The 19,989-nt window shown below is 59.6% G+C and carries 22 protein-coding genes, 4 tRNA genes and 1 pseudogene; 24 read left to right on the forward strand and 3 right to left on the reverse strand.

Annotated features, from left to right (window positions below; genetic code table 11):
• Window positions 1–12 precede the first annotated feature (12 nt).
• A pseudogene (locus tag E2K99_RS25740) lies at window positions 13–114 on the forward strand (helix-turn-helix domain-containing protein); the annotation flags it as partial.
• Window positions 115–335: 221 nt separating this feature from the next.
• Here E2K99_RS25740 and E2K99_RS25745 read toward each other — a convergent pair.
• Window positions 336–590, reverse strand: coding sequence for a hypothetical protein (locus E2K99_RS25745; RefSeq protein WP_240733938.1), 255 nt, complete (start codon window positions 588–590; stop codon window positions 336–338).
• A 621-nt stretch (window positions 591–1,211) separates the two neighbouring features.
• Here E2K99_RS25745 and E2K99_RS00610 point away from each other — a divergent pair.
• Window positions 1,212–1,592: a helix-turn-helix domain-containing protein gene (locus E2K99_RS00610; protein ID WP_134221041.1), complete on the forward strand. Its 381-nt coding sequence runs from the start codon at window positions 1,212–1,214 to the stop codon at window positions 1,590–1,592.
• A gap of 202 nt (window positions 1,593–1,794) precedes the next feature.
• On the opposite strand, the gene E2K99_RS00615 is transcribed toward E2K99_RS00610, so the two are convergent.
• The gene (locus tag E2K99_RS00615) at window positions 1,795–2,007 is read right to left on the reverse strand and encodes a magnesium chelatase domain-containing protein (RefSeq protein ID WP_134221042.1); all 213 of its coding nucleotides are present in this window, start codon (window positions 2,005–2,007) and stop codon (window positions 1,795–1,797) included.
• Window positions 2,008–2,080: 73 nt separating this feature from the next.
• Entirely contained in the window at window positions 2,081–2,326 is a 246-nt protein-coding gene (locus E2K99_RS00620) for an accessory factor UbiK family protein (protein WP_008334075.1), read from the reverse strand.
• Window positions 2,327–2,781: 455 nt separating this feature from the next.
• On the opposite strand from E2K99_RS00620, the gene E2K99_RS00625 reads away from it, so the two are divergent.
• The 22 genes from E2K99_RS00625 (at window position 2,782) to rplL (ending at window position 19,975) form a co-directional block, all read left to right on the forward strand.
• Complete coding sequence (locus tag E2K99_RS00625; protein WP_034334997.1) at window positions 2,782–3,564, forward strand: TorF family putative porin; 783 nt, start codon at window positions 2,782–2,784, stop codon at window positions 3,562–3,564.
• Between the two features lie 12 nt (window positions 3,565–3,576).
• Window positions 3,577–3,915 carry a P-II family nitrogen regulator gene (locus E2K99_RS00630; protein ID WP_006713297.1) on the forward strand — a complete coding sequence of 113 codons (339 nt, stop codon included), beginning with the start codon at window positions 3,577–3,579 and terminating at the stop codon, window positions 3,913–3,915.
• A gap of 15 nt (window positions 3,916–3,930) precedes the next feature.
• Window positions 3,931–5,466, forward strand: a complete 1,536-nt coding sequence (locus E2K99_RS00635) for an ammonium transporter (protein WP_121037225.1) — start codon at window positions 3,931–3,933, stop codon at window positions 5,464–5,466.
• Window positions 5,467–5,871: 405 nt separating this feature from the next.
• Window positions 5,872–7,170, forward strand: a complete 1,299-nt coding sequence (gshA, locus tag E2K99_RS00640; protein ID WP_134221043.1) for a glutamate--cysteine ligase — start codon at window positions 5,872–5,874, stop codon at window positions 7,168–7,170.
• A gap of 38 nt (window positions 7,171–7,208) precedes the next feature.
• Window positions 7,209–8,177, forward strand: coding sequence for a glutathione synthase (gshB, locus tag E2K99_RS00645; RefSeq protein WP_134221044.1), 969 nt, complete (start codon window positions 7,209–7,211; stop codon window positions 8,175–8,177).
• A 65-nt stretch (window positions 8,178–8,242) separates the two neighbouring features.
• Window positions 8,243–8,653: a PTS sugar transporter subunit IIA gene (locus E2K99_RS00650; RefSeq protein WP_008334083.1), complete on the forward strand. Its 411-nt coding sequence runs from the start codon at window positions 8,243–8,245 to the stop codon at window positions 8,651–8,653.
• A gap of 57 nt (window positions 8,654–8,710) precedes the next feature.
• On the forward strand, window positions 8,711–8,980 hold the full coding sequence (locus E2K99_RS00655; RefSeq protein ID WP_034335020.1) for an HPr family phosphocarrier protein: 270 nt from the start codon (window positions 8,711–8,713) through the stop codon (window positions 8,978–8,980).
• Window positions 8,981–9,229: 249 nt separating this feature from the next.
• Window positions 9,230–11,020: a phosphoenolpyruvate--protein phosphotransferase gene (gene ptsP, locus E2K99_RS00660; RefSeq protein ID WP_134221045.1), complete on the forward strand. Its 1,791-nt coding sequence runs from the start codon at window positions 9,230–9,232 to the stop codon at window positions 11,018–11,020.
• A 318-nt stretch (window positions 11,021–11,338) separates the two neighbouring features.
• The gene (gene metX, locus E2K99_RS00665) at window positions 11,339–12,478 is read left to right on the forward strand and encodes a homoserine O-succinyltransferase MetX (protein ID WP_034337477.1); all 1,140 of its coding nucleotides are present in this window, start codon (window positions 11,339–11,341) and stop codon (window positions 12,476–12,478) included.
• A complete protein-coding gene (gene metW, locus E2K99_RS00670; protein WP_034337480.1) occupies window positions 12,475–13,077 on the forward strand; it encodes a methionine biosynthesis protein MetW in 603 nt (200 codons plus the stop codon). Before metX ends, metW begins: the two co-directional genes overlap by 4 nt.
• A 129-nt stretch (window positions 13,078–13,206) precedes the next feature.
• Window positions 13,207–14,469 carry an AmpG family muropeptide MFS transporter gene (locus E2K99_RS00675; protein ID WP_134221046.1) on the forward strand — a complete coding sequence of 421 codons (1,263 nt, stop codon included), beginning with the start codon at window positions 13,207–13,209 and terminating at the stop codon, window positions 14,467–14,469.
• Between the two features lie 128 nt (window positions 14,470–14,597).
• A tRNA-Tyr gene (locus E2K99_RS00680) sits at window positions 14,598–14,683 on the forward strand.
• Between the two features lie 79 nt (window positions 14,684–14,762).
• Window positions 14,763–14,836, forward strand: a tRNA-Gly gene (locus E2K99_RS00685).
• 46 nt (window positions 14,837–14,882) lie between these two features.
• Window positions 14,883–14,957, forward strand: a tRNA-Thr gene (locus E2K99_RS00690).
• Window positions 14,958–15,037: 80 nt separating this feature from the next.
• Window positions 15,038–16,228, forward strand: coding sequence for an elongation factor Tu (gene tuf, locus E2K99_RS00695; protein ID WP_008334097.1), 1,191 nt, complete (start codon window positions 15,038–15,040; stop codon window positions 16,226–16,228).
• A gap of 73 nt (window positions 16,229–16,301) precedes the next feature.
• Window positions 16,302–16,377, forward strand: a tRNA-Trp gene (locus E2K99_RS00700).
• 31 nt (window positions 16,378–16,408) lie between these two features.
• A complete protein-coding gene (gene secE, locus E2K99_RS00705; protein WP_013232176.1) occupies window positions 16,409–16,789 on the forward strand; it encodes a preprotein translocase subunit SecE in 381 nt (126 codons plus the stop codon).
• 1 nt (window position 16,790) lies between these two features.
• Window positions 16,791–17,381: a transcription termination/antitermination protein NusG gene (nusG, locus tag E2K99_RS00710; protein ID WP_034333546.1), complete on the forward strand. Its 591-nt coding sequence runs from the start codon at window positions 16,791–16,793 to the stop codon at window positions 17,379–17,381.
• Window positions 17,382–17,541: 160 nt separating this feature from the next.
• A complete protein-coding gene (rplK, locus tag E2K99_RS00715) occupies window positions 17,542–17,973 on the forward strand; it encodes a 50S ribosomal protein L11 (RefSeq protein ID WP_007875265.1) in 432 nt (143 codons plus the stop codon).
• Window positions 17,973–18,668, forward strand: coding sequence for a 50S ribosomal protein L1 (gene rplA / locus E2K99_RS00720; RefSeq protein WP_006465497.1), 696 nt, complete (start codon window positions 17,973–17,975; stop codon window positions 18,666–18,668). Before rplK ends, rplA begins: the two co-directional genes overlap by 1 nt.
• A 335-nt stretch (window positions 18,669–19,003) precedes the next feature.
• Window positions 19,004–19,501, forward strand: a complete 498-nt coding sequence (gene rplJ / locus E2K99_RS00725) for a 50S ribosomal protein L10 (protein ID WP_006465496.1) — start codon at window positions 19,004–19,006, stop codon at window positions 19,499–19,501.
• Window positions 19,502–19,597: 96 nt separating this feature from the next.
• Window positions 19,598–19,975, forward strand: coding sequence for a 50S ribosomal protein L7/L12 (gene rplL / locus E2K99_RS00730; protein WP_034333536.1), 378 nt, complete (start codon window positions 19,598–19,600; stop codon window positions 19,973–19,975).
• Window positions 19,976–19,989 lie beyond the last annotated feature (14 nt).

The raw sequence follows: 19,989 nt of genomic DNA on the forward strand, positions 1-19,989 counted from the left end.
GGAGTGATAGACGTGGCCCTACTTGGAATCATTCGACGCTGGTACATCAGAGATCGCGTCTCGATCCGGGAAATCGCCCGCAGGTTGGACATTTCCCGAAACACGGTTCGTCGCTACATTCGATCAGAGGCGATCGAACCTTCCTATGCCAGCAGGCATTCACCGAGCTCTTTGGATGCATATGCCCCCAGGCTTTCCGCGTGGCTGAGCTCAGAGTTGGTCAAATCCCGTAAGCAAAGACGGACCCTGAAACAGATGTTCCTGGAGTTAAGGGAGCTTGGTTATGAGGGGTCGTATGACCGTGTGGCGGCCTTTAGCAGGCACTGGAAGGCGGGTCAGTTAGAGAGGGTCAAATCGGCGAGCAAATCAACACCTCTGCTGTCACATCGATGCGAAGTAGTATGGAGTCGTTTTTTTCTCAGTTTTTCTTCTGCAATCAACGCCCTTTGCTTATAGCTCGCGGCATCCTTGAGTAGCTCCGAAATTTGCATCCAATAGTCACGCCCAAGGTCTCCTTCTTGCAAGGCAAGTTTGTGCAGCGTACGCAGCGCGGTGGACAAATCAACGTCCGTGAATCGATCTAATTTCATCTTAATACCCATTAAGCTCTGGATACATAATCATTGGGGTCTTGCAAATTTCGCGTCAATTGCAAAAGCAAGGTGCTTTGAAAATTGTGGCTGCGCGCTATGAGCTGGTTGCGGCTGATTACTGTCGTCAAAGAAGACTCTTAGTTTAATGCCAGTTCTTGGGCATGGATAAGAACCAATACCGGTCACTACTGAGATGGATAAACGGTCTTTTAAATAGGACAAGACATATACATTGCAGGTGTCATCGCGCTCGTCCCGTACGTGTGTGAGTAGTTCATCAATGTCCGAGAACAATCGCAGATGCGTTTGCGGAATAGGAGAATCAATTTTTGGCGACACCAAGAAACATGGTTGGCTGACATCCAGCAAAGCGGAATTCCAAGGTATCGCAGGCGCGATCAACGTGCGTGGCACACCTTGGACCTGCCAAGAGGGAAATGTAATGAACATAGTTGGCGAGAAACCGCCCTAGCGTCGTCGCCTGGGCGGCCTTTCTGTTGCGTAAGAAACGCACGGATACTAGATGAAGTTGATTCAGCAAGTCAATAATATTGATTTGATGAGCCCTGTTCTGCGGGTGGGAATGAGGAGACCATGTGCAAGCCACTGAGCTTGCACATGAAAAAGACCGAAGATCAAAAACTGCCTGTTTCTGCGGCCAAATCCCTTGGTCGGAACATCGCCGCACTTCGAAAGGCACGTTCTCTCACGCAGCACCAACTAGCTGCCGCGCTATGTGTTGAAATCGAAACCATTTCGCGATACGAGAATGGGCGGCTGAATACCTCGCTCGATCAAATTGATAATTTCGCGGCATTTTTTAATGTTCCCGTATGGACGCTTTTTGCGCCGACGGATCTGCAATCCGCCTTCCCTGATCCGATTTTGCTAACAAAGATGCGCTCTCTTTCCCCTAAGCATCGAGCGACGCTCCATGACCTTATTCAGGTGTATTGCAATGCACATCACTCTGCTTTGAAAGCAGGCTCTTCTAGGTAGGTCACCACACATCTTCCATGATACGTGGCCCCGGGTTAGATAAGTTCAACAAGCCGGGCACCGCTGAAATCACTCCCTTACAGATGGGCTGATAAACGCAGCAGTTCACCTTTTTATGGGCGTACGCCTCCCATAGCGCTCTTGGAAGCGAAGACGTTACGTCCTTCCTTCAAGGCGTCTATCAAGTTCATTTTTCTTGATTTTACGGTTGACAACATGAAATGCGGCGGGCGGGGAATTCAAACCGGGCGTTTTGCAGCGCCGCCCGGACGCGGTCCTTGGCTTCCTTCACCTCGGCCTCGGGGAGTCCAACGATGGTGAAGGCCGGCAAGCCATTGGCCAGATGCACCTCGACCGTCACCGGCGGGGCGCTCATGCCGGCCAGGGCGCGGCTGCGCAAGACTGCCAGGCTCATCGCGATGAACCCGGCAGCTGGTCAGCAGAAAGAAGGGAAGGGGGAGGGAAAGAGAAAAGTGTCCGGGCCAGGGTCATGGAGTCTGTTTTTGCTGAGCCTCAAGCTCGGCAACACGCGCTTCCAGCGCCTCCAGGCGGGCACGGGTCTTGGCCAGTACCTGGGCCTGGACGTCGAATTCCTCGCGCGTGACCAGGTCCAGCTTGGCAAAACCCTGACTCAGCATGGCCTTGACGTTCTTCTCGATGTCCTTGGCCGGAGAGTTCTCGATCGCCTTGTTGATCTTGGATTGCAGGTCTTCAAAAAATGGGGGCTTGTCCATGTCGGATCTCCTTGGCAGATAGCTGTACTGCAAGTTTAGCGGTTTCCCGCCCATCCTCCTACCGGGATGTCCTGCTGAGACCGCATTTTTGCCAACAGGTGCCGGCCAGCGCTTCAAAACGGGCAGAAAACGCGCTGAAATGCAGTGAATTTTCCTGCAGGAAATGCTCCGACTTGGTGATCTTTGCTTCGCCCGCCACCCGCGCACCAAAATGTGTTCGCCGCGTTTGATGCAGGATTGATAAAAAACCATCAATATCGCACCAGCAGCGTGCATTTGAGTGCCGCATGCACTATTTTGAAGCTGATCTCGAAAAAAATCGTTGCAAATCTCTGGTTTCACGCAAAAAGACAAGTCTGCCTTGCCGAACGGACATGGCACGGCTCCTGCTAATGAGTCTGGGCAAAGACAAAAAAACCGACTTTATTGTTAAAACATAAACCAGAGGGAAAGTCATGAAGAAACTGATTCTTGCAACAGCCATCGCCGCATCCTTCGTTTCTACCGTGGCCCGCGCAGAAGACGCCAAGCCGGATAATGAACTGAGCTTCAACGCTGCCGTGGTGAGCGACTACCGCTATCGTGGCCTGACCCAGACCCGCTTTGACCCGGCCCTGCAGGTTGGCGCTGACTACACGCACAACCCGACCGGCCTCTACGCCGGCACCTGGCTGACCAACATCAAGTGGATCAAGGACGCCGGCACCCTGACCGGCACCGACACCAAGGGTGACGTCGAGTGGGACATCTACGGCGGCAAGCGCGGCGACATCGGCGGCGGCTTCACCTATGACGTCGGCGGCCTGTACTACTACTACCCGGGCAACACCCTGGCCAACAGCGGTGCCAAGAACGCCAACACCTTCGAACTGTATGGCCAGGTCGGCTACGGTCCGGCTTACTTCAAGTATTCGCAATCGCTGACCAACCTGTTCGGCGCCGTCAACAGCAAGTACAGCCAGTACTTCGACCTGGGTGCCAACATCGAGACCTACTACGGCGTGATGCTGGGTCTGCATGTCGGTCACCAGAGCGTGCGCGGCAACCCCAACGACTTCAGCTACACCGACTGGAAGATCGGCCTGTCCAAGACCTTCGACGAGGCAGCCGGCATCACCCTGGGCCTGGCCTACGTCGGTACCGACCTGAAGGACGGCGTGACCACCACCCCGGCATCGGATGGCGCCAAGAACGTCGGCAAGAACGGCTTCGTCTTCTCCATCAGCAAAACTTTCTAACAAGAGGTTCGTATGAAACTGATCACTGCGATCATCAAACCGTTCAAGCTGGATGAGGTGCGTGAAGCCCTCTCGGCCATCGGTGTGCAAGGCATCACCGTGACTGAAGTCAAGGGCTTCGGTCGTCAGAAAGGCCATACCGAGCTGTATCGCGGTGCCGAGTATGTGGTGGATTTCCTGCCCAAGACCAAGATCGAGGCCGCCGTGGACGACGCCATCGTCGAACGCGCCCTGGAAGCCATCGAGACCGCCGCCCGCACCGGCAAGATCGGCGACGGCAAGATCTTCGTCCAGGACTTGCTGGACGTGATCCGTATCCGTACCGGCGAGACCGGTAAAGACGCTCTGTAAAAAAGGGGAATTCTAATGAGCATGAAGAAAATGTTTTCCGGCGCGCTCGCCATTGGCGCGCTGTTGTTGGCGGTAGGTTTTACCGCTCCGGCCCAGGCGCAGGACGCGCCCAAGCCTGAAGCTGCAGCGGCCACCGCCGCTGCCCCGGCCGCTGCCGCTCCGGCTGCGCCCAAGGCTGAAGCAGCTGCCCCGGCTGCCGCTGCCCCTGCAGCGCCGGCCGCAGCCGCTGCTGCTCCGGGTCCGGTCCCCAACAAGGGCGACACTGCCTGGATGCTGGTGTGTACCGCTTTCGTCATCCTGATGACCCTGCCGGGCCTGGGCCTGTTCTACGGCGGCCTGGTGCGCAGCAAGAACATGCTGTCGGTGCTGATGCAGTGCTTCATGATCTTCTCGCTGATCTACATCCTGTGGTTCGTCTACGGCTACAGCATCGCGTTCACCGAGGGCAGCGCCTTCTTCGGCGGCTTTGATCGCCTGTTCCTGCACGGCCTGACCGGTGACTCCAACACCGCTACCTTCAGCAAGGGCGTGGTCATTCCGGAACTGGTCTTCGTCGCCTTCCAGGGTGCGTTCGCCGCCATCACCGTGGCGCTGATCATCGGTGCCTTCGCCGAGCGCGTGAAGTTCTCCGCCGTGATCCTGTTCTCGATCCTGTGGTTCACCTTCTCCTACCTGCCGATGGCCCACATGGTCTGGTTCTGGCCGGGTCCGGACGCCTTCACCGATACCGCCGCCGCTGAAAAGGCGACCGCCATCTCGGGCTGGCTGTTCCAGAAGGGCGCGCTGGATTACGCTGGTGGCACCGTGGTGCACATCAATGCCGCCATCGCCGGCCTGGTGGGTTCCTACGTGATCGGCAAGCGTATCGGTTTCGGCAAGGAAGCCTTCAAGCCGCATAGCCTGACCCTGACCATGGTCGGTGCCTCGCTGCTGTGGTTCGGCTGGTTCGGCTTCAACGCCGGCTCCGGTCTGGAAGCCAACGGCACTGCTGCCCTGGCCTTCGTCAACACCATCCTGGCCACTGCTGCCGCGGTCCTGTCCTGGAGCTTCGGCGAATGGATCGGCAAGGGCAAGCCCTCCATGCTGGGTGCTGCTTCGGGTGCCGTCGCCGGTCTGGTGGCGATCACCCCGGCGGCCGGCTTCGTGGGCGTCATCGGTGCCGTAGTCATGGGCCTGCTGGCCGGCCTGCTGTGCCTGTGGGGCGTGAGCGGCCTGAAGAAGATCCTGGGTTCGGACGATGCACTGGACGTCTTCGGCGTGCACGGCGTGGGCGGCATCCTGGGTGCCATCCTGACCGGCGTGTTCGCAGCGCCCAGCCTGGGCGGCACCGGCATCTACGACTACGTGGCCAACGCCGTTGCTCCGGATTACTCCATCGGCGGCCAGGTCTGGATCCAGTTCCAGGGCGTGCTGACCACCGTGATCCTGTCGGGTGTGGTTTCCTTCATCGCCTACAAGATCGTCGACGTCGTCATCGGCCTGCGTGTGACCGAGGAAGAAGAACGCGAAGGCCTGGACATCTCCAGCCACGGCGAATCGGCCTACCACTAAGCATCTGTCGTACTGAGTCTGCAGTATTCCTTCGGGGCTGGAAACGGCCTCTTTACAAGGCACCTTCGGGTGCCTTTTTTCATTTGCAGGCTTCACGACATGAAGAGGATGCAAGCTTGCCAGGGAGTCAAGCTGTCGTTTTTTTGCCATTTCCTTCAGGTAAAGCGGTTTCCTGATGCATTGCCGCGTCGCAGGGGGATAATTCCCGAGTATTTGAGTCGGACTCTTTAAAATGCCGCCATCATCGCCATGTGAACACTCCCGGCCACGCCTTTGCAGCGATCGTGGCCGGATCCCGGCTTTGCTGAAATGGCAACAGCGGCGTCTACTGCGTCGCAACACGGTTTCAGGAATCCGCTAAAATCGAAGCTCGCTGCCGGCATTTACATATTGTTAAGGTCTTTTATGGTCCCGCATCTCGTCACCGCTCTGAATGGTCCCCTGCTGGAGCTGGAGAAGAAAATCCTGGGTGCCACGCCGGCCATCGAACGCTGGTTCCGCATGGAGTGGCAGGAGCACACGCCGCCCTTCTATTGCTCGGTGGACCTGCGCAATGCCGGGTTCAAGCTGGCGCCGGTCGATACCAACCTGTTCCCGGGCGGCTTCAACAACCTCTCGCCGGAAATGCTGCCGCTGGCGGTGCAAGCGGCCATGGCGGCCATCGAGAAATACTGCCCGGATGCACGCAACCTGCTACTGATTCCGGAAACCCAGCCCGGCAATACCTTCTACCTGCAGAACATCGGCCGCCTGATGCAGATCTTCCGCCAGACCGGGCTGAACGTGCGCCTGGGTACGCTGGCAGCGGGCGCGAGCAAGCCGCAGCAGATCGAACTGCCCGACGGCACCCACATTACGCTGGAACCGCTGGAGCGCTCGGCCAACGGCCGCCGGCTGGGCCTGAAGAACTTCGACCCCTGTACGGTGCTGCTCAACAATGACCTCTCCAGCGGCATTCCCTCGGTGCTGGAAGGGCTGCATGAACAAAGCGTCCTGCCGCCGCTGCACGCGGGCTGGGCGCTGCGCCGCAAGAGCAACCACTTTGCCGCCTACGATGAAGTGGTGAAGAAGTTTTCCAAAATGGTCGAGGTCGACCCCTGGATGCTCAACCCGCTCTTCGCCAAGGTCAGCGACATCGATTTCCAGGAGAACACCGGCACCGACGCGCTGGCCGACAGCGTGTCCTCGCTGCTGTCGAAGATCCGCAAGAAGTACAAGGAATACGGCATCAAGGAACAGCCCTTCGTCTTCATCAAGGCCAATGCCGGCACCTATGGCATGGGCATCATGGCGGTCAAGGATGCCAGCGAGATCAAGGACCTCAACCGCAAGCAGCGCACCGGCATGCTGGCCGGCAAGGAAGGCCTGGAAGTCTCGGAAGTGATCGTGCAGGAAGGCGTGCACTCCTTCGAGCGCATCAACCAGGCCGTGGCCGAGCCGGTGGTCTACATGATCGACCGCTATGTGGTGGGCGGTTTCTACCGCGTGCACGCCGAACGTGGCGTGAACGAAAACCTGAACGCCCCCGGCGCGCATTTCGTGCCGCTGGCGTTCGCCCAGCAGCATGCCCTGCCTGACATGCATGCCAAGCCGGGCACGGCCGCGCCCAACCGTTTCTACATGTATGGCGTGGTGGCGCGACTGGCGCTGCTGGCCGCCTCGGTGGAGATGGAAAAGACCGACCCCAACCCGGAAGTTTATTAATATCGCGCCTTTGCCAGGCTCAACAGGACCCCAGCCTCATGAAAATCGCTTTCCTCGCCGATCCTCTGGATACGTTCAAGACGTACAAGGATTCCACCTTCGCCATGATGCGCGAGGCCGCACGCCGCGGACACAGCATCTACGCCTTCGAACAGGGCGACCTGGTGCTGGAAAACGGCCTGGTGACTGCCAATGCCTTCAAGATCACGCTGACCGGCGATGCCGATGACTGGTACCGCGCCGACAAGCCGGCGTCGTCCTTCCTCTCCGAATTCGATGCGGTGATCGTGCGCAAGGATCCGCCCTTCGACATGGAGTACATCTACACGACGTACTTGCTGGAGCTGGCCGAGAAGCAGGGGGCGCGCGTATTCAACAAGCCGGCTGCCATTCGCAGCCACAACGAGAAACTGGCCATTGCCCAGTTCCCGCAGTACACCGCGCCGACCCTGGTCACGCGCGACGCCAAGCGCCTGCGCGCCTTCCACGACGAGCACCAGGACGTGATCCTGAAGCCGCTCGACGGCATGGGCGGCATGGGCATCTTCCGCGTCAAGGCCGATGGCATGAATCTGGGCTCCATCATCGAAACCCTGACCGACAACGGTCAACGCACGATCATGGCGCAGCGTTTCATTCCCCAGATCAGCGCAGGCGACAAGCGCATTCTCCTGATCGGCGGCAAGGTGGTGCCCAATGTGCTGGCACGCATTCCGCAGGGCAACGAGGTGCGCGGCAACCTGGCCGCAGGCGGTCTGGGCAAAGCGCAGCCGGCATCGGCTCGCGACATCGAGATCGGCGAGGCTTTGGGGCCGATCTTGTATCAACGTGGCCTGTTACTGGTAGGATTGGACGCTATCGGCGACTATCTCACCGAAATCAACGTCACCAGCCCGACCTGCTTCCAGGAAATTACCCAGCAGACCGGGTTTGATGTGGCGGCGATGTTCGTGGACGCGCTGGAGGCAGCCGCAGGGGCAGCAGAGGTTACAGGGTCGGTCGGATAATGGGATCGACAGAGCATGACGGGCTGCTCGGGGAAAAGCGCGTCGCAACAGATGGCAACAATTCCATGGTTGGTATTCTTCTCTTGACGCACGCCCCGCTGGGGCAAGCTTTCCTGGCCGCCGCCACGCACGTTTTCCGCGGCCGCCCCGAACGGATGGAGGCGATCGACGTGATCGCCGACCAGAACCCGGCGGAAGTGCAAAAACTGGCCATCGAGGCGGTCGGACGCCTCGATGATGGCAGCGGCGTACTGGTCATCACCGATGTGATGGGCGGCACGCCCTCCAACTGTACGGGCTTCCTGTGCGGCTTGGGCAACGTCCAGGTGATCGCCGGCATCAGCCTGCCCATGCTGCTGCGGGCGCTGACCTACCGTAACGATACGCTGGATGTGGTGGTGGAAATGGCGCTGGCAGGGGGCCAGAATGGTGCGGTGCGGATCGACAACCGCATCCGGGTGGCGGCCTCGGCCTGAACCTTGCTTGCCCGGCTGCATCAAACCGCGCCAATACGATAAAAACGAAAGCAGAACATGATTCAAAAAGAACTCGAAATCGTCAACAAGCTGGGCCTGCATGCACGCGCCTCGGCCAAGCTGACCCAACTGGCCGGCAAATTCAAGAGCGAAGTCTGGCTGACCTTCAACAAGCGTCGCGTCAATGCCAAGTCCATCATGGGCGTGATGATGCTGGCCGCCGGCAAGGGCAGCATCGTCACCCTGGAAACCAACGGCGCCGATGAGCAGGAATGCTTCACCGCCCTGGAAGCCCTGATTGCCGACAAGTTCGGCGAAGGCCAGTAAGCCCCTTCACCGCGCTGGCGGTATTGCGCCGCAACACTGCGGCGCGGCTGGAATGCTTCTTGCGATATGTCAAGGCCCGCGCATTTCCTGTGCGGGCTGAAATAATGTTCATATACGCTGCCTGTCTATCTGTCTTCAGTGTGTCGCGCCTGGTCCTGATTGCCAAACCGTACATTGTTCGGTAACTTGCTTCAGCTACCGCGCGCAGGCAACACGGCGGACTATAAGAAAACAGGCAGGAGATACGCGATGGCTTCATTCAGCTTACATGGAATCGCGGTGTCGCAAGGCATCGCCATCGGACGCGCGCACTTGATGGCGCCGGCCGCACTGGACGTCAAACACTACCTGATCGCGCCCGACCAGGTCGAGGCCGAGATCGACCGCTTGCGCAGCGCGGTCAAGGCGGTGCACCAGGAACTTCATATCATCCGCTCCGAATTGCCCAAGGATGCGCCGCCCGAGCTGGGCGCGTTCATTGATGTGCATTCGCTGATCTTGTCGGACCCGATGCTGGCCGAAGTGCCGCAGGACATCATCCGGCACCGTTACTACAACGCCGAATGGGCGCTGGTGACCCAGATCGAGGAATTGTCGGCCCAGTTCGACGAGATCGAAGACCCTTACCTGCGCGAGCGCAAGGCCGACATCCAGCAGGTCGGCGAGCGCATCCTCAAGATCCTGACCGGTAGCGCCACCCACCTGCCGCCCACCGGCGAGGCCGCCGCCAACATCATCGTGGTGGCCCACGACATCTCGCCGGCCGACATGCTGCAGTTCCGCGAGAGCGCCTTTGCCGGCTTCGTCACCGACCTGGGCGGTCCCAACTCGCACACCGCCATCGTGGCGCGCAGCCTGGCCATTCCGGCGGCCGTCGGCATGCACAATGCGTCGGTGCTGGTGAAGCACGATGATGTGCTCATCATCGATGGCGACGCCGGTGTGGTCATCGTCGATCCTTCCCCGCTGGTACTGGCACAGTACCGCGCACGGCAGGAACGCCTGCTGCGCGAGCGGAAGAAACTTTCACGTCTCAAGAAAACCCCGGCCATCACCCAGGATGGCGAGCCGATCACGCTCCTGGCCAACATCGAGCTGCCCAACGATGCCGCCAACGCCTTCGAGGCGGGCGCGATGGGTATCGGGCTGTTCCGTTCGGAATTCCTGTTCATGGGACGGGCCGGGCATCTGGAGAAATTCCCCAGCGAGGATGAGCAGTTCGAATCCTACAAGCAGGCGGTCATTGCCATGAAGGGCAGGGTGGTCACCATCCGTACCCTGGATGTGGGTGCCGACAAGCCGCTGGACGAGGATGAAGAAACCGCCCTGAACCCGGCCTTGGGCTTGCGTGCGATCCGCTACTGCCTGTCCGAGCCGCAGATGTTCCTGACGCAGCTGCGGGCCATCCTGCGCGCTTCGGCCTATGGTCCCATCAAGCTGCTGGTGCCGATGATGGCGCATGCTTTCGAGATCGACCAGACCCTGTCCATGATCGAACAGGCCAAGCAGCAGCTGCGCGACCGCAAGCAGAAGTTCGACGAAGACATTCCGGTCGGTGCCATGATCGAGATCCCGGCGGCCGCTCTGGCGCTGCCCTTGTTCATCAAGCGGCTGGACTTCCTCTCCATCGGCACCAACGACCTGATCCAGTACACCCTGGCCATTGACCGCGTGGACCATGAGGTGGCGCATCTCTACGATCCGCTGCATCCGGCGGTGCTGTTCCTGCTCTCGACCGTGATTTCACAAGGCCGCAAGGCGGGCATTCCGGTGTCGGTGTGCGGCGAAATGGCCGGTGACCTGAAATGGACGCGCCTGTTGCTGGGCATGGGGCTGCTGGAGTTCTCCATGCATCCCTCGCAGATTTTGTCGGTGAAGAACGAGATCCTCAACAGCGACCTGCGCCTGCTGGAGCCGCAGGTCAAGAAGGTCCTGCGTGCCACCGAGCCCGCTGCCATCAGTGCGGCCATGGCGCAGTTGCAAGCCTTGCACGCCGAGCCGGCTGTGGCTGAAGTCAAGGTGGCGGCGCGCCGCCGCTAGCCGCAAGGGAGCCGGGCAGGGCCGTTTGACGGGCCTGCCCGACTTGGGTATTCTTACGCCACTGCGCCGATTTGAACGGTTTGACCAACTTCAGCTTGCGGGCGCCGGGATCCTGATCCCATCTAAATGCGGCTAAAGCGAGCTTGGATCAGCTGTTCCTCCCAAGACTGCCCCGCCCCATCGATGAGTGAGCCCGCAAGCACTGCTTCCGGGCTTTTTTGTTGCCCGCGCACGAGACTGGCCACGCCGCCCGGCGAAGCGACCGCCAATGCCGCTCCCCGGAGCCGGCTGGCGCCGAGTCACTTACGCAGAACAATCATGTCGATCGGAATCGTATCGCCCCAGGTCATGCATTTCGCCGAGCCGCTGCCGCTGCAAAGCGGTGCCGCGCTGGCGGACTACTCGCTGACCTATGAAACCTACGGCACCTTGAATGCCGACAAATCCAATGCCGTGCTGGTCTGCCATGCGCTCAATGCTTCACATCACGTGGCTGGCGTCTACGCCGACGCCCCGGACAACGTGGGCTGGTGGGACAACATGGTCGGTCCCGGCAAGTCGCTGGACACGGACCGCTTCTTCGTCATTGGCGTGAACAACCTGGGTTCCTGTTTTGGCTCGACCGGGCCGATGCATCCGAACCCGGCTACCGGCCAGCCCTATGGTGCAGACTTCCCGGTGGTGACGGTGGAAGACTGGGTCAACGCCCAGGCGCGCCTGGCCGACCGGCTCGGCATCGACTGCTTTGCCGCCGTCATGGGCGGCTCGCTGGGCGGCATGCAGGCGCTGGCCTGGAGCATGATGTATCCGGACCGCCTGCGCCACTGTCTGGTGATCGCCTCCACGCCCAAGCTGTCGGCGCAGAACATCGCCTTCAACGACGTCGCGCGCCAGGCCATCCTGACCGATCCCCAGTACCACGGTGGCGATTTCTATGCGCACGGCGTGGTGCCCAAAAATGGCCTGCGGGTGGCACGCATGGTGGGCCACATCACCTACCTGTCGGACGACGACATGGCCGAGAAATTCGGCCGTGACCTGCGCTCGGGCGAGTACCAGTTCGGTTATGGTGTGGATTTCGAGATCGAATCCTACCTGCGCTACCAGGGCGACAAGTTCTCGACCTACTTCGACGCCAACACCTATCTGCTCATCACCAAGGCACTGGACTACTTCGATCCGGCGCGCGAATTCGGTGGCGACCTGGCGCGCGCTTTCGCCCGCACGAAGGCCAAGTTCCTGCTGGTGTCCTTCACGACCGACTGGCGCTTCTCGCCCGAACGCAGCCGCGAGATGGTGCAGGCGCTGGTGGCCAACAAGCGCCGCGTGAGCTATGCCGAAATCGACGCCCCGCACGGGCATGACGCTTTCCTGCTGGACGATGCGCGCTACATGAAGGTGGTGCGCGAGTACTACGGAAGCATCTGGACTGAACTGCAGCAGGAGGGCCGCGCATGACTTTCGAACAATTGAGCGCGCTGCGCCCCGATCTGGCCTTCATCGCCCACTGGGTGCGCGAGAAGTCGCAGGTGCTGGATCTGGGCTGCGGCGATGGCGTGATGCTGGACTATCTGCAATCCGACAAGGGCTGCTCGGGTTATGGCGTGGAGATCGACGATGAGCAGATCCCCAAGTGCGTGGCGCGCAATGTCTCGGTGATTCAGCAGGACCTGAACGGTGGCCTGGCCATGTTCGAGGACAATGCCTTCGATACCGTGCTGTGCCTGTCGGCGCTGCAGATGGTCAAGGATGTGGAAGGGACCTTGCGCGAGATCGCCCGGGTCGGGCGCGAGGTGACGGTGTCCTTCCCCAACTTCGCCTACTGGCCGCACCGCGTGGCGCTGCTGCGCGGACGCATGCCGGTGTCCAGAAGCCTGCCTTACCAGTGGTACGATACGCCGAACCTGCGCTGCGCCACGATCAGGGACTTTGAGGCGCTGGCCAACGAGCTGGGCCTGGAAGTGCTGGAATGCGTGGCCCTCAAGGATGGCAAGCCCGTGCGCTACTTCCCGAACTGGCGCGGCAGCCTGGCGGTCTTCCGGCTGCGCAAGAAATAAGCTGAAATCGCATCGCCAAGTTTTTGCAAAGAGCTTCACCATGCCCCGCAGACGCCGGTCCGGCAGTGCCTATCGCTGGCGACCGGCGTTTTTTGTTTCATGTTTCGCGTTTTTCGAGCTGATCCGCCCATGACCGTACCCGCCGCTTCCTGGCAGCAATACCTGAACCGGCGCATGCTGATCTGCGTCTTCCTCGGATTCACTTCCGGCCTTCCGCTGTTCATCCTGCTGAGCCTGTTGCAGGCCTGGCTGGCCAAGTCCGGCTTGAACGTCAAGACACTCGGGCTGTTTGCGCTGGTGATGTTCCCCTACACCTGGAAGTTCGTCTGGTCGCCGCTCATGGACCGCTTCCACTTCGGCCGCATCGGTCGCCGGCGCGGCTGGATGGTGTTTACCCAGCTGCTGCTGTTCCTGGCTATCGGCGGCATGGGCATGCTCGATCCGCTCACTGACGTGAGCACGATTGCCTTCATGGCCTCAGTGGTCGCCTTCCTCTCGGCCAGCCAGGACATCGCCATCGACGCCTACCGGCGCGAGATCCTGCCCGAAGCCGAACTGGGCCTGGGCAGCGCCATCCACGTCAATGCCTACAAGCTCTCCGGCATGGTGCCGGGCGCGCTGTCGCTGGTGCTGGCCGACCAGATGCCATGGCCGACCGTGTTCTGGATCACCGCAGCCTTCATGCTGCCGGGACTGCTGTGCTCGCTGGTGGTGAAGGAACCGAAGGTCTACGGGACGCCGCCCAAGAGCCTGACCGAAGCCGTGGTGCTGCCTTTCCGCGAATTCATCGCGCGGGGCGGCTGGGGCAATGCGCTGTGGGTGCTGGGCTTCATCTTCCTCTACAAGCTGGGCGACAGCATGGCCACTGCGCTGGCCACCAAGTTCTACATCGACCTCGGCTTCTCGATGACGGAGATCGGTGTGGTCTCCAAGACCACCAGCCTGTGGGCCAGCGTGGCCGGCGGCATCATCGGCGGCATCTGGATGGTACGGCTGGGCATCAATCGCGGGCTGTGGGTGTTCGGGGTACTGCAGGCGGTACCCATCCTCGGTTTTGCCTGGCTGGCCCACGTCGGTGCCAGCCTGCCGGTGCTGGCGGTGGTGATCGGGCTGGAAGCCTTTGGTGTGGGCCTGGGGACCACGGCCTTCGTAGCCTACATCATGCGCGAGACCGATCCACGCTACACCGCCACGCAGTTTGCGTTGTTCACCAGTTTGATGGCCGTGCCTCGAACTTTTGTGAATTCTTCGGTGGGTTACATCGTCGCCGACACCGGCTGGTTAAATTTTTTTCTAATTTGTTTCGTTCTGGCCTTGCCTGGAATGCTGATGTTGCCTAGAATTGCGCCCTGGAATGAAAAGCCGGTTGAGTCGCAGACACAAAAAGCCTGAAGATTCGAAAAAACGTCGCGGGTCGTTCCTCTGAGCAATATCCGGCAGTTGATAAAATATTTTGCCTCGAAGCGAAAATTTAGTTGACAGTCCAGAGATGTTCCTCTATAGTTTTGAGTTCCCTGCACGGAGAGGTGGCCGAGTGGTTAATGGCAGCAGACTGTAAATCTGCCCTCTTACGAGTACGCTGGTTCGAATCCAGCCCTCTCCACCAATAGGCCGGGAGTCAAAGCAGTCTGCAGTACATACGCGATCGAAAGACGCGGCGGTTGTGAAGTGAACGTTGTTTCCTCGCGGGTGTAGCTCAATGGTAGAGCTGAAGCCTTCCAAGCTTAAGACGAGGGTTCGATTCCCTTCACCCGCTCCAAGTTTTGGTCCGGTTGCATGTTTGGTTGTTGTGCAGTCGGAAAAATGCCCTTGTAGCTCAGTGGTAGAGCACTCCCTTGGTAAGGGAGAGGCCACGTGTTCAATCCACGTCAAGGGCACCAGTTTCTCGTCGTATCGCTGACAAGTCAGTAATCAGTCGGGCGTGTTGCCTGGACATTCTCATCAAATTTAGGAGTCTAAGATGGCAAAAGGCAAGTTTGAACGGACCAAGCCGCACGTGAACGTCGGCACCATCGGTCACGTTGACCACGGCAAGACCACCCTGACCGCTGCAATCGCAACCGTTCTGTCGAAGAAGTTCGGCGGCGAAGCGAAGGCCTACGACCAGATCGACGCAGCGCCTGAAGAAAAGGCACGCGGCATCACCATCAACACCGCACACGTCGAATACGAAACCGCAAACCGTCACTACGCACACGTTGACTGCCCAGGCCACGCCGACTATGTGAAGAACATGATCACCGGCGCAGCCCAGATGGACGGCGCGATCCTGGTGTGCTCGGCCGCTGACGGCCCGATGCCCCAGACCCGCGAACACATCCTGCTGTCGCGTCAGGTTGGCGTTCCTTACATCATCGTCTTCCTGAACAAGGCTGACATGGTGGACGACGCTGAACTGCTGGAACTGGTGGAGATGGAAGTCCGCGAACTGCTGTCGAAGTACGAGTTCCCTGGCGACGACCTGCCCATCGTGAAGGGTTCGGCCAAGCTGGCGCTGGAAGGCGACACTGGTCCCCTGGGCGAACAAGCGATCATGGCCCTGGCTGAAGCCCTGGACACCTACATCCCGACCCCGGAACGTGCTGTTGACGGTACCTTCCTGATGCCGGTGGAAGACGTGTTCTCGATCTCCGGCCGTGGCACCGTGGTGACCGGTCGCGTTGAGCGCGGCATCATCAAGGTCGGCGAAGAAATCGAAATCGTCGGTATCGCTGACACCCAGAAGACCACCTGCACCGGCGTGGAAATGTTCCGCAAGCTGCTGGACCAAGGTCAAGCTGGCGACAACGTCGGCGTGCTGCTGCGCGGCACCAAGCGTGAAGACGTGCAGCGTGGCCAGGTTCTGGCCAAGCCGGGTTCGATCAAGCCGCACAAGCACTTCACCGGCGAGATCTATGTTCTGTCGAAGGATGAAGGCGGCCGTCACACCCCGTTCTTCAACAACTACCGTCCGCAGTTCTACTTCCGTACCACCGACGTGACCGGTGCGATCGAACTGCCGAAGGACAAGGAAATGGTCATGCCGGGCGACAACGTGTCGATCACCGTGCAACTGATCAACCCGATCGCCATGGAAGAAGGTCTGCGCTTCGCTATCCGTGAAGGCGGTCGTACCGTCGGCGCCGGCGTGGTTGCCAAGATCTTCGACTAAGATCAAGCTGTAAAACACTTTGCCGCGGTGCGTAACGTATCGCGGCATTCGTGTCTCAATCGCGAGTTTTTGTAGGGGCGTAGCTCAATTGGCAGAGCGTCGGTCTCCAAAACCGAAGGTTGGGGGTTCGATGCCCTCCGCCCCTGCCACCGAATCTGGTGCAGGGTACTGAAAGTAAATATGTCTAGCCAGCCAGTTCAAACCGTCAACACCTCCAACGACAAGATCAAGATCGCATTGGCGATCGTGGCTGTGGTTGCAGGCGTGGTCGGTTTTTTTGTGTTGTCTGATCAGTCGACTCCGGTGCGCGCTGTCGCCCTGGTCGCCGGTCTGCTGGTGGCTGTGGCGTTTGCCTGGACGTCTGCACAAGGCCGCGGCTTCGTCGGTTTCGCCAAGGAATCCGTGCGCGAAACCAAGAAAGTCGTCTGGCCCACCCGCAAGGAAGCCATGCAGATCACGGCGGTGGTCTTCGCCTTCGTGCTGATCATGGCCATCTTCCTCTGGGGTACGGACAAGTTGCTCGAGTTCCTGTTGTACGACGTAATTTTGGGCTGGAAATAACATGAGCGATAGCACGCAAGACAGCGCACCGATTGGTGCGCAAAGCGTTTCAAGCGCCGGAAACAAGCGCTGGTACGTGGTGCATGCATATTCCGGCATGGAAAAGAGCGTGCAGCGCGCGCTGACCGAGCGCATCAACCGCGCCGGCATGCAAGAACAGTTCGGCCAGATCCTGGTGCCGACTGAAGAAGTCGTTGATATGAAGAATGGTCACAAGTCCGTGACCGAGCGTCGTTTCTTCCCGGGCTACGTCCTGGTCGAGATGGAAATGACGGACGAGACCTGGCACCTGGTGAAGAACACCGCCAAAGTGACCGGTTTCATCGGTGGCAAGTCGAATCGTCCGACTCCGCTGCCGCAGCGCGAAGTGGACTCGCTGCTCCGCCAGATGCAAGAAGGCGTCGAGAAGCCCCGTCCGAAGGTGCTCTACGAAGTTGGCGAAATGGTCCGCATCAAGGAAGGCCCGTTCACCGACTTCAACGGCAACGTCGAGGAAGTGAACTACGAGAAATCGCGCGTGCGCGTCTCGGTCACCATCTTCGGTCGCGCCACCCCGGTCGAACTCGAATTCGGCCAACTGGAAAAAGTCTGATCCCGCCCTCCGGAATCCCGCCTTTCCCTGTCAAGTTTTCAACGCCCGCTGGAGCGTACCGGACAAGTCATCGTCCGATCATCCAGTCATCCGAGGAGCCGCAGTAAGGAGCCGCAAGGCGAATGACACGGCGCTACAACTCAATCAATAAGGAGCCGTCATGGCAAAGAAGATTATTGGTTTTATCAAGCTGCAAGTGCCAGCTGGTAAAGCAAACCCGTCCCCCCCGATCGGCCCGGCCCTGGGTCAGCGCGGTCTGAACATCATGGAGTTCTGCAAGGCCTTCAACGCCCAGACTCAAGGTGTCGAACCCGGTCTGCCGATTCCGGTCGTGATCACCGCCTTCGCGGACAAGTCCTTCACCTTCGTGATGAAGACTCCGCCGGCGACCATCCTGATCAAGAAGGCTGCTGGTATCCAGAAGGGTTCCGCCAAGCCGCATACCGACAAGGTCGGCAAGATCACCCGCAAGCAAGCGGAAGAGATCGCAACCCAGAAGAAGCCGGACCTGACCGCTGCTGATCTGGAAGCTGCCGTGCGTACCATCGCTGGTTCCGCACGTTCGATGGGCATCACGGTGGAGGGTCTGTAATGGCTAAGGTATCCAAGCGCGTCAAGGCAATGAAGGAAAAGGTCGATCGTACCAAGGCCTATCCGTTCGACAACGCCGTTTCCCTGATCAAGGAATTTGCAACCGCCAAGTTCAACGAATCGATCGACGTGTCCGTCCAGCTGGGCGTGGACGCGAAGAAGTCGGACCAAGTGGTCCGTGGTTCGGTGGTGCTGCCTGCCGGTACCGGCAAGACCGTTCGCGTGGCCGTGTTCGCCTCCGGCGACAAGGCTGAAGCTGCCAAGGCAGCCGGCGCTGACGTGGTCGGCATGGAAGACCTGGCAGAGCGCGTGAAGGCCGGCGACATGCCGTTCGACATCGTCATCGCTTCGCCCGACACCATGCGTATCGTCGGTACCCTGGGTCAGATCCTGGGTCCCCGCGGCCTGATGCCGAACCCGAAGGTTGGCACCGTGACCCCGGACGTGGCAACTGCCGTCAAGAACGCCAAGGCTGGTCAAGTGCAATACCGTACCGACAAGTCCGGTATCATCCACGCCACCATCGGCCGCAAGTCGTTCTCCGACGCCGATCTGAAGGCCAACCTGCTGGCCCTGATCGATGCCCTGAACAAGGCCAAGCCGGCCAGCAGCAAGGGTGTGTACCTGCGCAAGATCGCTCTGTCGTCCACCATGGGCGCTGGCGTCCGCGTGGACCAGGCTTCCCTGGCTGCCTAAGCAAGCAATACAGTCCCCGTTTCCGAGAGGAGGCGGGGCATCTCTTTGGGCTGTCGCAGTTGAGCGCAATCAGCAATCGATTGCGGCAGGCCTTCAAAGACCGTTGGGCGGAAGCCGGCAGCAACAAGCCGGATGAAGTTAAAAACGCTGGCCGCAAGTCCAGTGAACCCAACGCAGATGGTGAACCCGAGCAAGTTTCGTAGTCTCAGGCAGCATATTCAGTTTTGCCCTATGCTGCAGTGAACTCCTAAACGTCGGACGCCGTGTTCGAACCGGTGCAAGGCAAGCAGGCAGTGGCCTGTGTAGTGGCCGAGTACTATTTTTGGAGGTTGATCTTGAGTCTCAATCTGAATGACAAGAAGGCCGTCGTCGCCGAAGTTTCCGCAAAAGTAGCAACTGCGCAAACGATCGTCGTGGCCGAATACCGTGGCATCCAGGTTGGTTCCTTGACGCAACTGCGCGCACAAGCGCGTGCCCAAGGCGTGTACCTGCGCGTGTTGAAAAACACGCTGGCTCGTCGCGCTGTTGAAGGCACGAAGTTTGCCGACCTCGCCCCGCAACTGACCGGTCCGCTGATCTACTCGATCTCGGAAGATGCCGTGGCCGCTGCCAAAGTCCTGTCGGACTTTGCCAAGACCAACGACAAGCTGGTTGTGAAGGCAGGTAACTACGAAGGCAAGCAGCTGGACAAGGCTGCTGTGGCTTCGCTGGCAAACATCCCGTCTCGCGAAGTTCTGCTGGCCCAGGTCCTGGGCATGATGCAGGCTCCGGTGTCGGGCTTTGCGCGCGCTCTGGCTGCCCTGGCAGCCAAGAAGGAAGCCGAAGCCGCATGAGGCACGGCCGCCTGAGGCGGCCCCGCTCTGCAGTTTCGACGCTTTCGCGTCACTACCAATCTGATGTTATTACCGAAATAAATTTAGGAGTTTCAAATGGCAATTAGCAAAGAAGACATCCTGGAAGCCGTTGGCGCGCTGTCCGTGATGGAACTGAATGACCTGGTCAAGGCATTCGAAGAGAAGTTTGGTGTTTCCGCTGCCGCAATGGCCGCTCCCGCTGCTGGCGGTGGCGCTGGTGCCGCTGCTGCTGCTGAAGAGCAGACCGAGTTCACCGTTGTGCTGGCTGAAGTCGGCGCCAACAAGGTCGGCGTCATCAAGGCCGTGCGTGAAATCACCGGTCTGGGCCTGAAGGAAGCCAAGGATCTGGTTGACGGTGCACCGAAGCCGGTCAAGGAAGGCATCGCCAAGGCTGACGCTGAAGCTGCCAAGAAGAAGCTGGAAGAAGCTGGCGCCAAGGCCGAACTGAAGTAATTCTCTTGCCTACC

Source organism: Herbaspirillum huttiense (assembly GCF_004367745.1).
GTDB lineage: Bacteria > Pseudomonadota > Gammaproteobacteria > Burkholderiales > Burkholderiaceae_D > Herbaspirillum > Herbaspirillum huttiense.

Excerpts from the sequence above, each read along its gene's own strand:
- E2K99_RS25745 (WP_240733938.1), bottom strand. The coding sequence starts at position 590 with ATGAAATTAGATCGATTCACGGACGTTGATTTGTCCACCGCGCTGCGT.
- E2K99_RS00610 (WP_134221041.1), top strand. The coding sequence starts at position 1,212 with ATGAAAAAGACCGAAGATCAAAAACTGCCTGTTTCTGCGGCCAAATCC.
- E2K99_RS00615 (WP_134221042.1), bottom strand. The coding sequence starts at position 2,007 with ATGAGCCTGGCAGTCTTGCGCAGCCGCGCCCTGGCCGGCATGAGCGCC.
- E2K99_RS00620 (WP_008334075.1), bottom strand. The coding sequence starts at position 2,326 with ATGGACAAGCCCCCATTTTTTGAAGACCTGCAATCCAAGATCAACAAG.
- E2K99_RS00625 (WP_034334997.1), top strand. The coding sequence starts at position 2,782 with ATGAAGAAACTGATTCTTGCAACAGCCATCGCCGCATCCTTCGTTTCT.
- E2K99_RS00630 (WP_006713297.1), top strand. The coding sequence starts at position 3,577 with ATGAAACTGATCACTGCGATCATCAAACCGTTCAAGCTGGATGAGGTG.
- E2K99_RS00635 (WP_121037225.1), top strand. The coding sequence starts at position 3,931 with ATGAGCATGAAGAAAATGTTTTCCGGCGCGCTCGCCATTGGCGCGCTG.
- gshA (WP_134221043.1), top strand. The coding sequence starts at position 5,872 with ATGGTCCCGCATCTCGTCACCGCTCTGAATGGTCCCCTGCTGGAGCTG.
- gshB (WP_134221044.1), top strand. The coding sequence starts at position 7,209 with ATGAAAATCGCTTTCCTCGCCGATCCTCTGGATACGTTCAAGACGTAC.
- E2K99_RS00650 (WP_008334083.1), top strand. The coding sequence starts at position 8,243 with ATGGTTGGTATTCTTCTCTTGACGCACGCCCCGCTGGGGCAAGCTTTC.
- E2K99_RS00655 (WP_034335020.1), top strand. The coding sequence starts at position 8,711 with ATGATTCAAAAAGAACTCGAAATCGTCAACAAGCTGGGCCTGCATGCA.
- ptsP (WP_134221045.1), top strand. The coding sequence starts at position 9,230 with ATGGCTTCATTCAGCTTACATGGAATCGCGGTGTCGCAAGGCATCGCC.
- metX (WP_034337477.1), top strand. The coding sequence starts at position 11,339 with ATGTCGATCGGAATCGTATCGCCCCAGGTCATGCATTTCGCCGAGCCG.
- metW (WP_034337480.1), top strand. The coding sequence starts at position 12,475 with ATGACTTTCGAACAATTGAGCGCGCTGCGCCCCGATCTGGCCTTCATC.
- E2K99_RS00675 (WP_134221046.1), top strand. The coding sequence starts at position 13,207 with ATGACCGTACCCGCCGCTTCCTGGCAGCAATACCTGAACCGGCGCATG.
- tuf (WP_008334097.1), top strand. The coding sequence starts at position 15,038 with ATGGCAAAAGGCAAGTTTGAACGGACCAAGCCGCACGTGAACGTCGGC.
- secE (WP_013232176.1), top strand. The coding sequence starts at position 16,409 with ATGTCTAGCCAGCCAGTTCAAACCGTCAACACCTCCAACGACAAGATC.
- nusG (WP_034333546.1), top strand. The coding sequence starts at position 16,791 with ATGAGCGATAGCACGCAAGACAGCGCACCGATTGGTGCGCAAAGCGTT.
- rplK (WP_007875265.1), top strand. The coding sequence starts at position 17,542 with ATGGCAAAGAAGATTATTGGTTTTATCAAGCTGCAAGTGCCAGCTGGT.
- rplA (WP_006465497.1), top strand. The coding sequence starts at position 17,973 with ATGGCTAAGGTATCCAAGCGCGTCAAGGCAATGAAGGAAAAGGTCGAT.
- rplL (WP_034333536.1), top strand. The coding sequence starts at position 19,598 with ATGGCAATTAGCAAAGAAGACATCCTGGAAGCCGTTGGCGCGCTGTCC.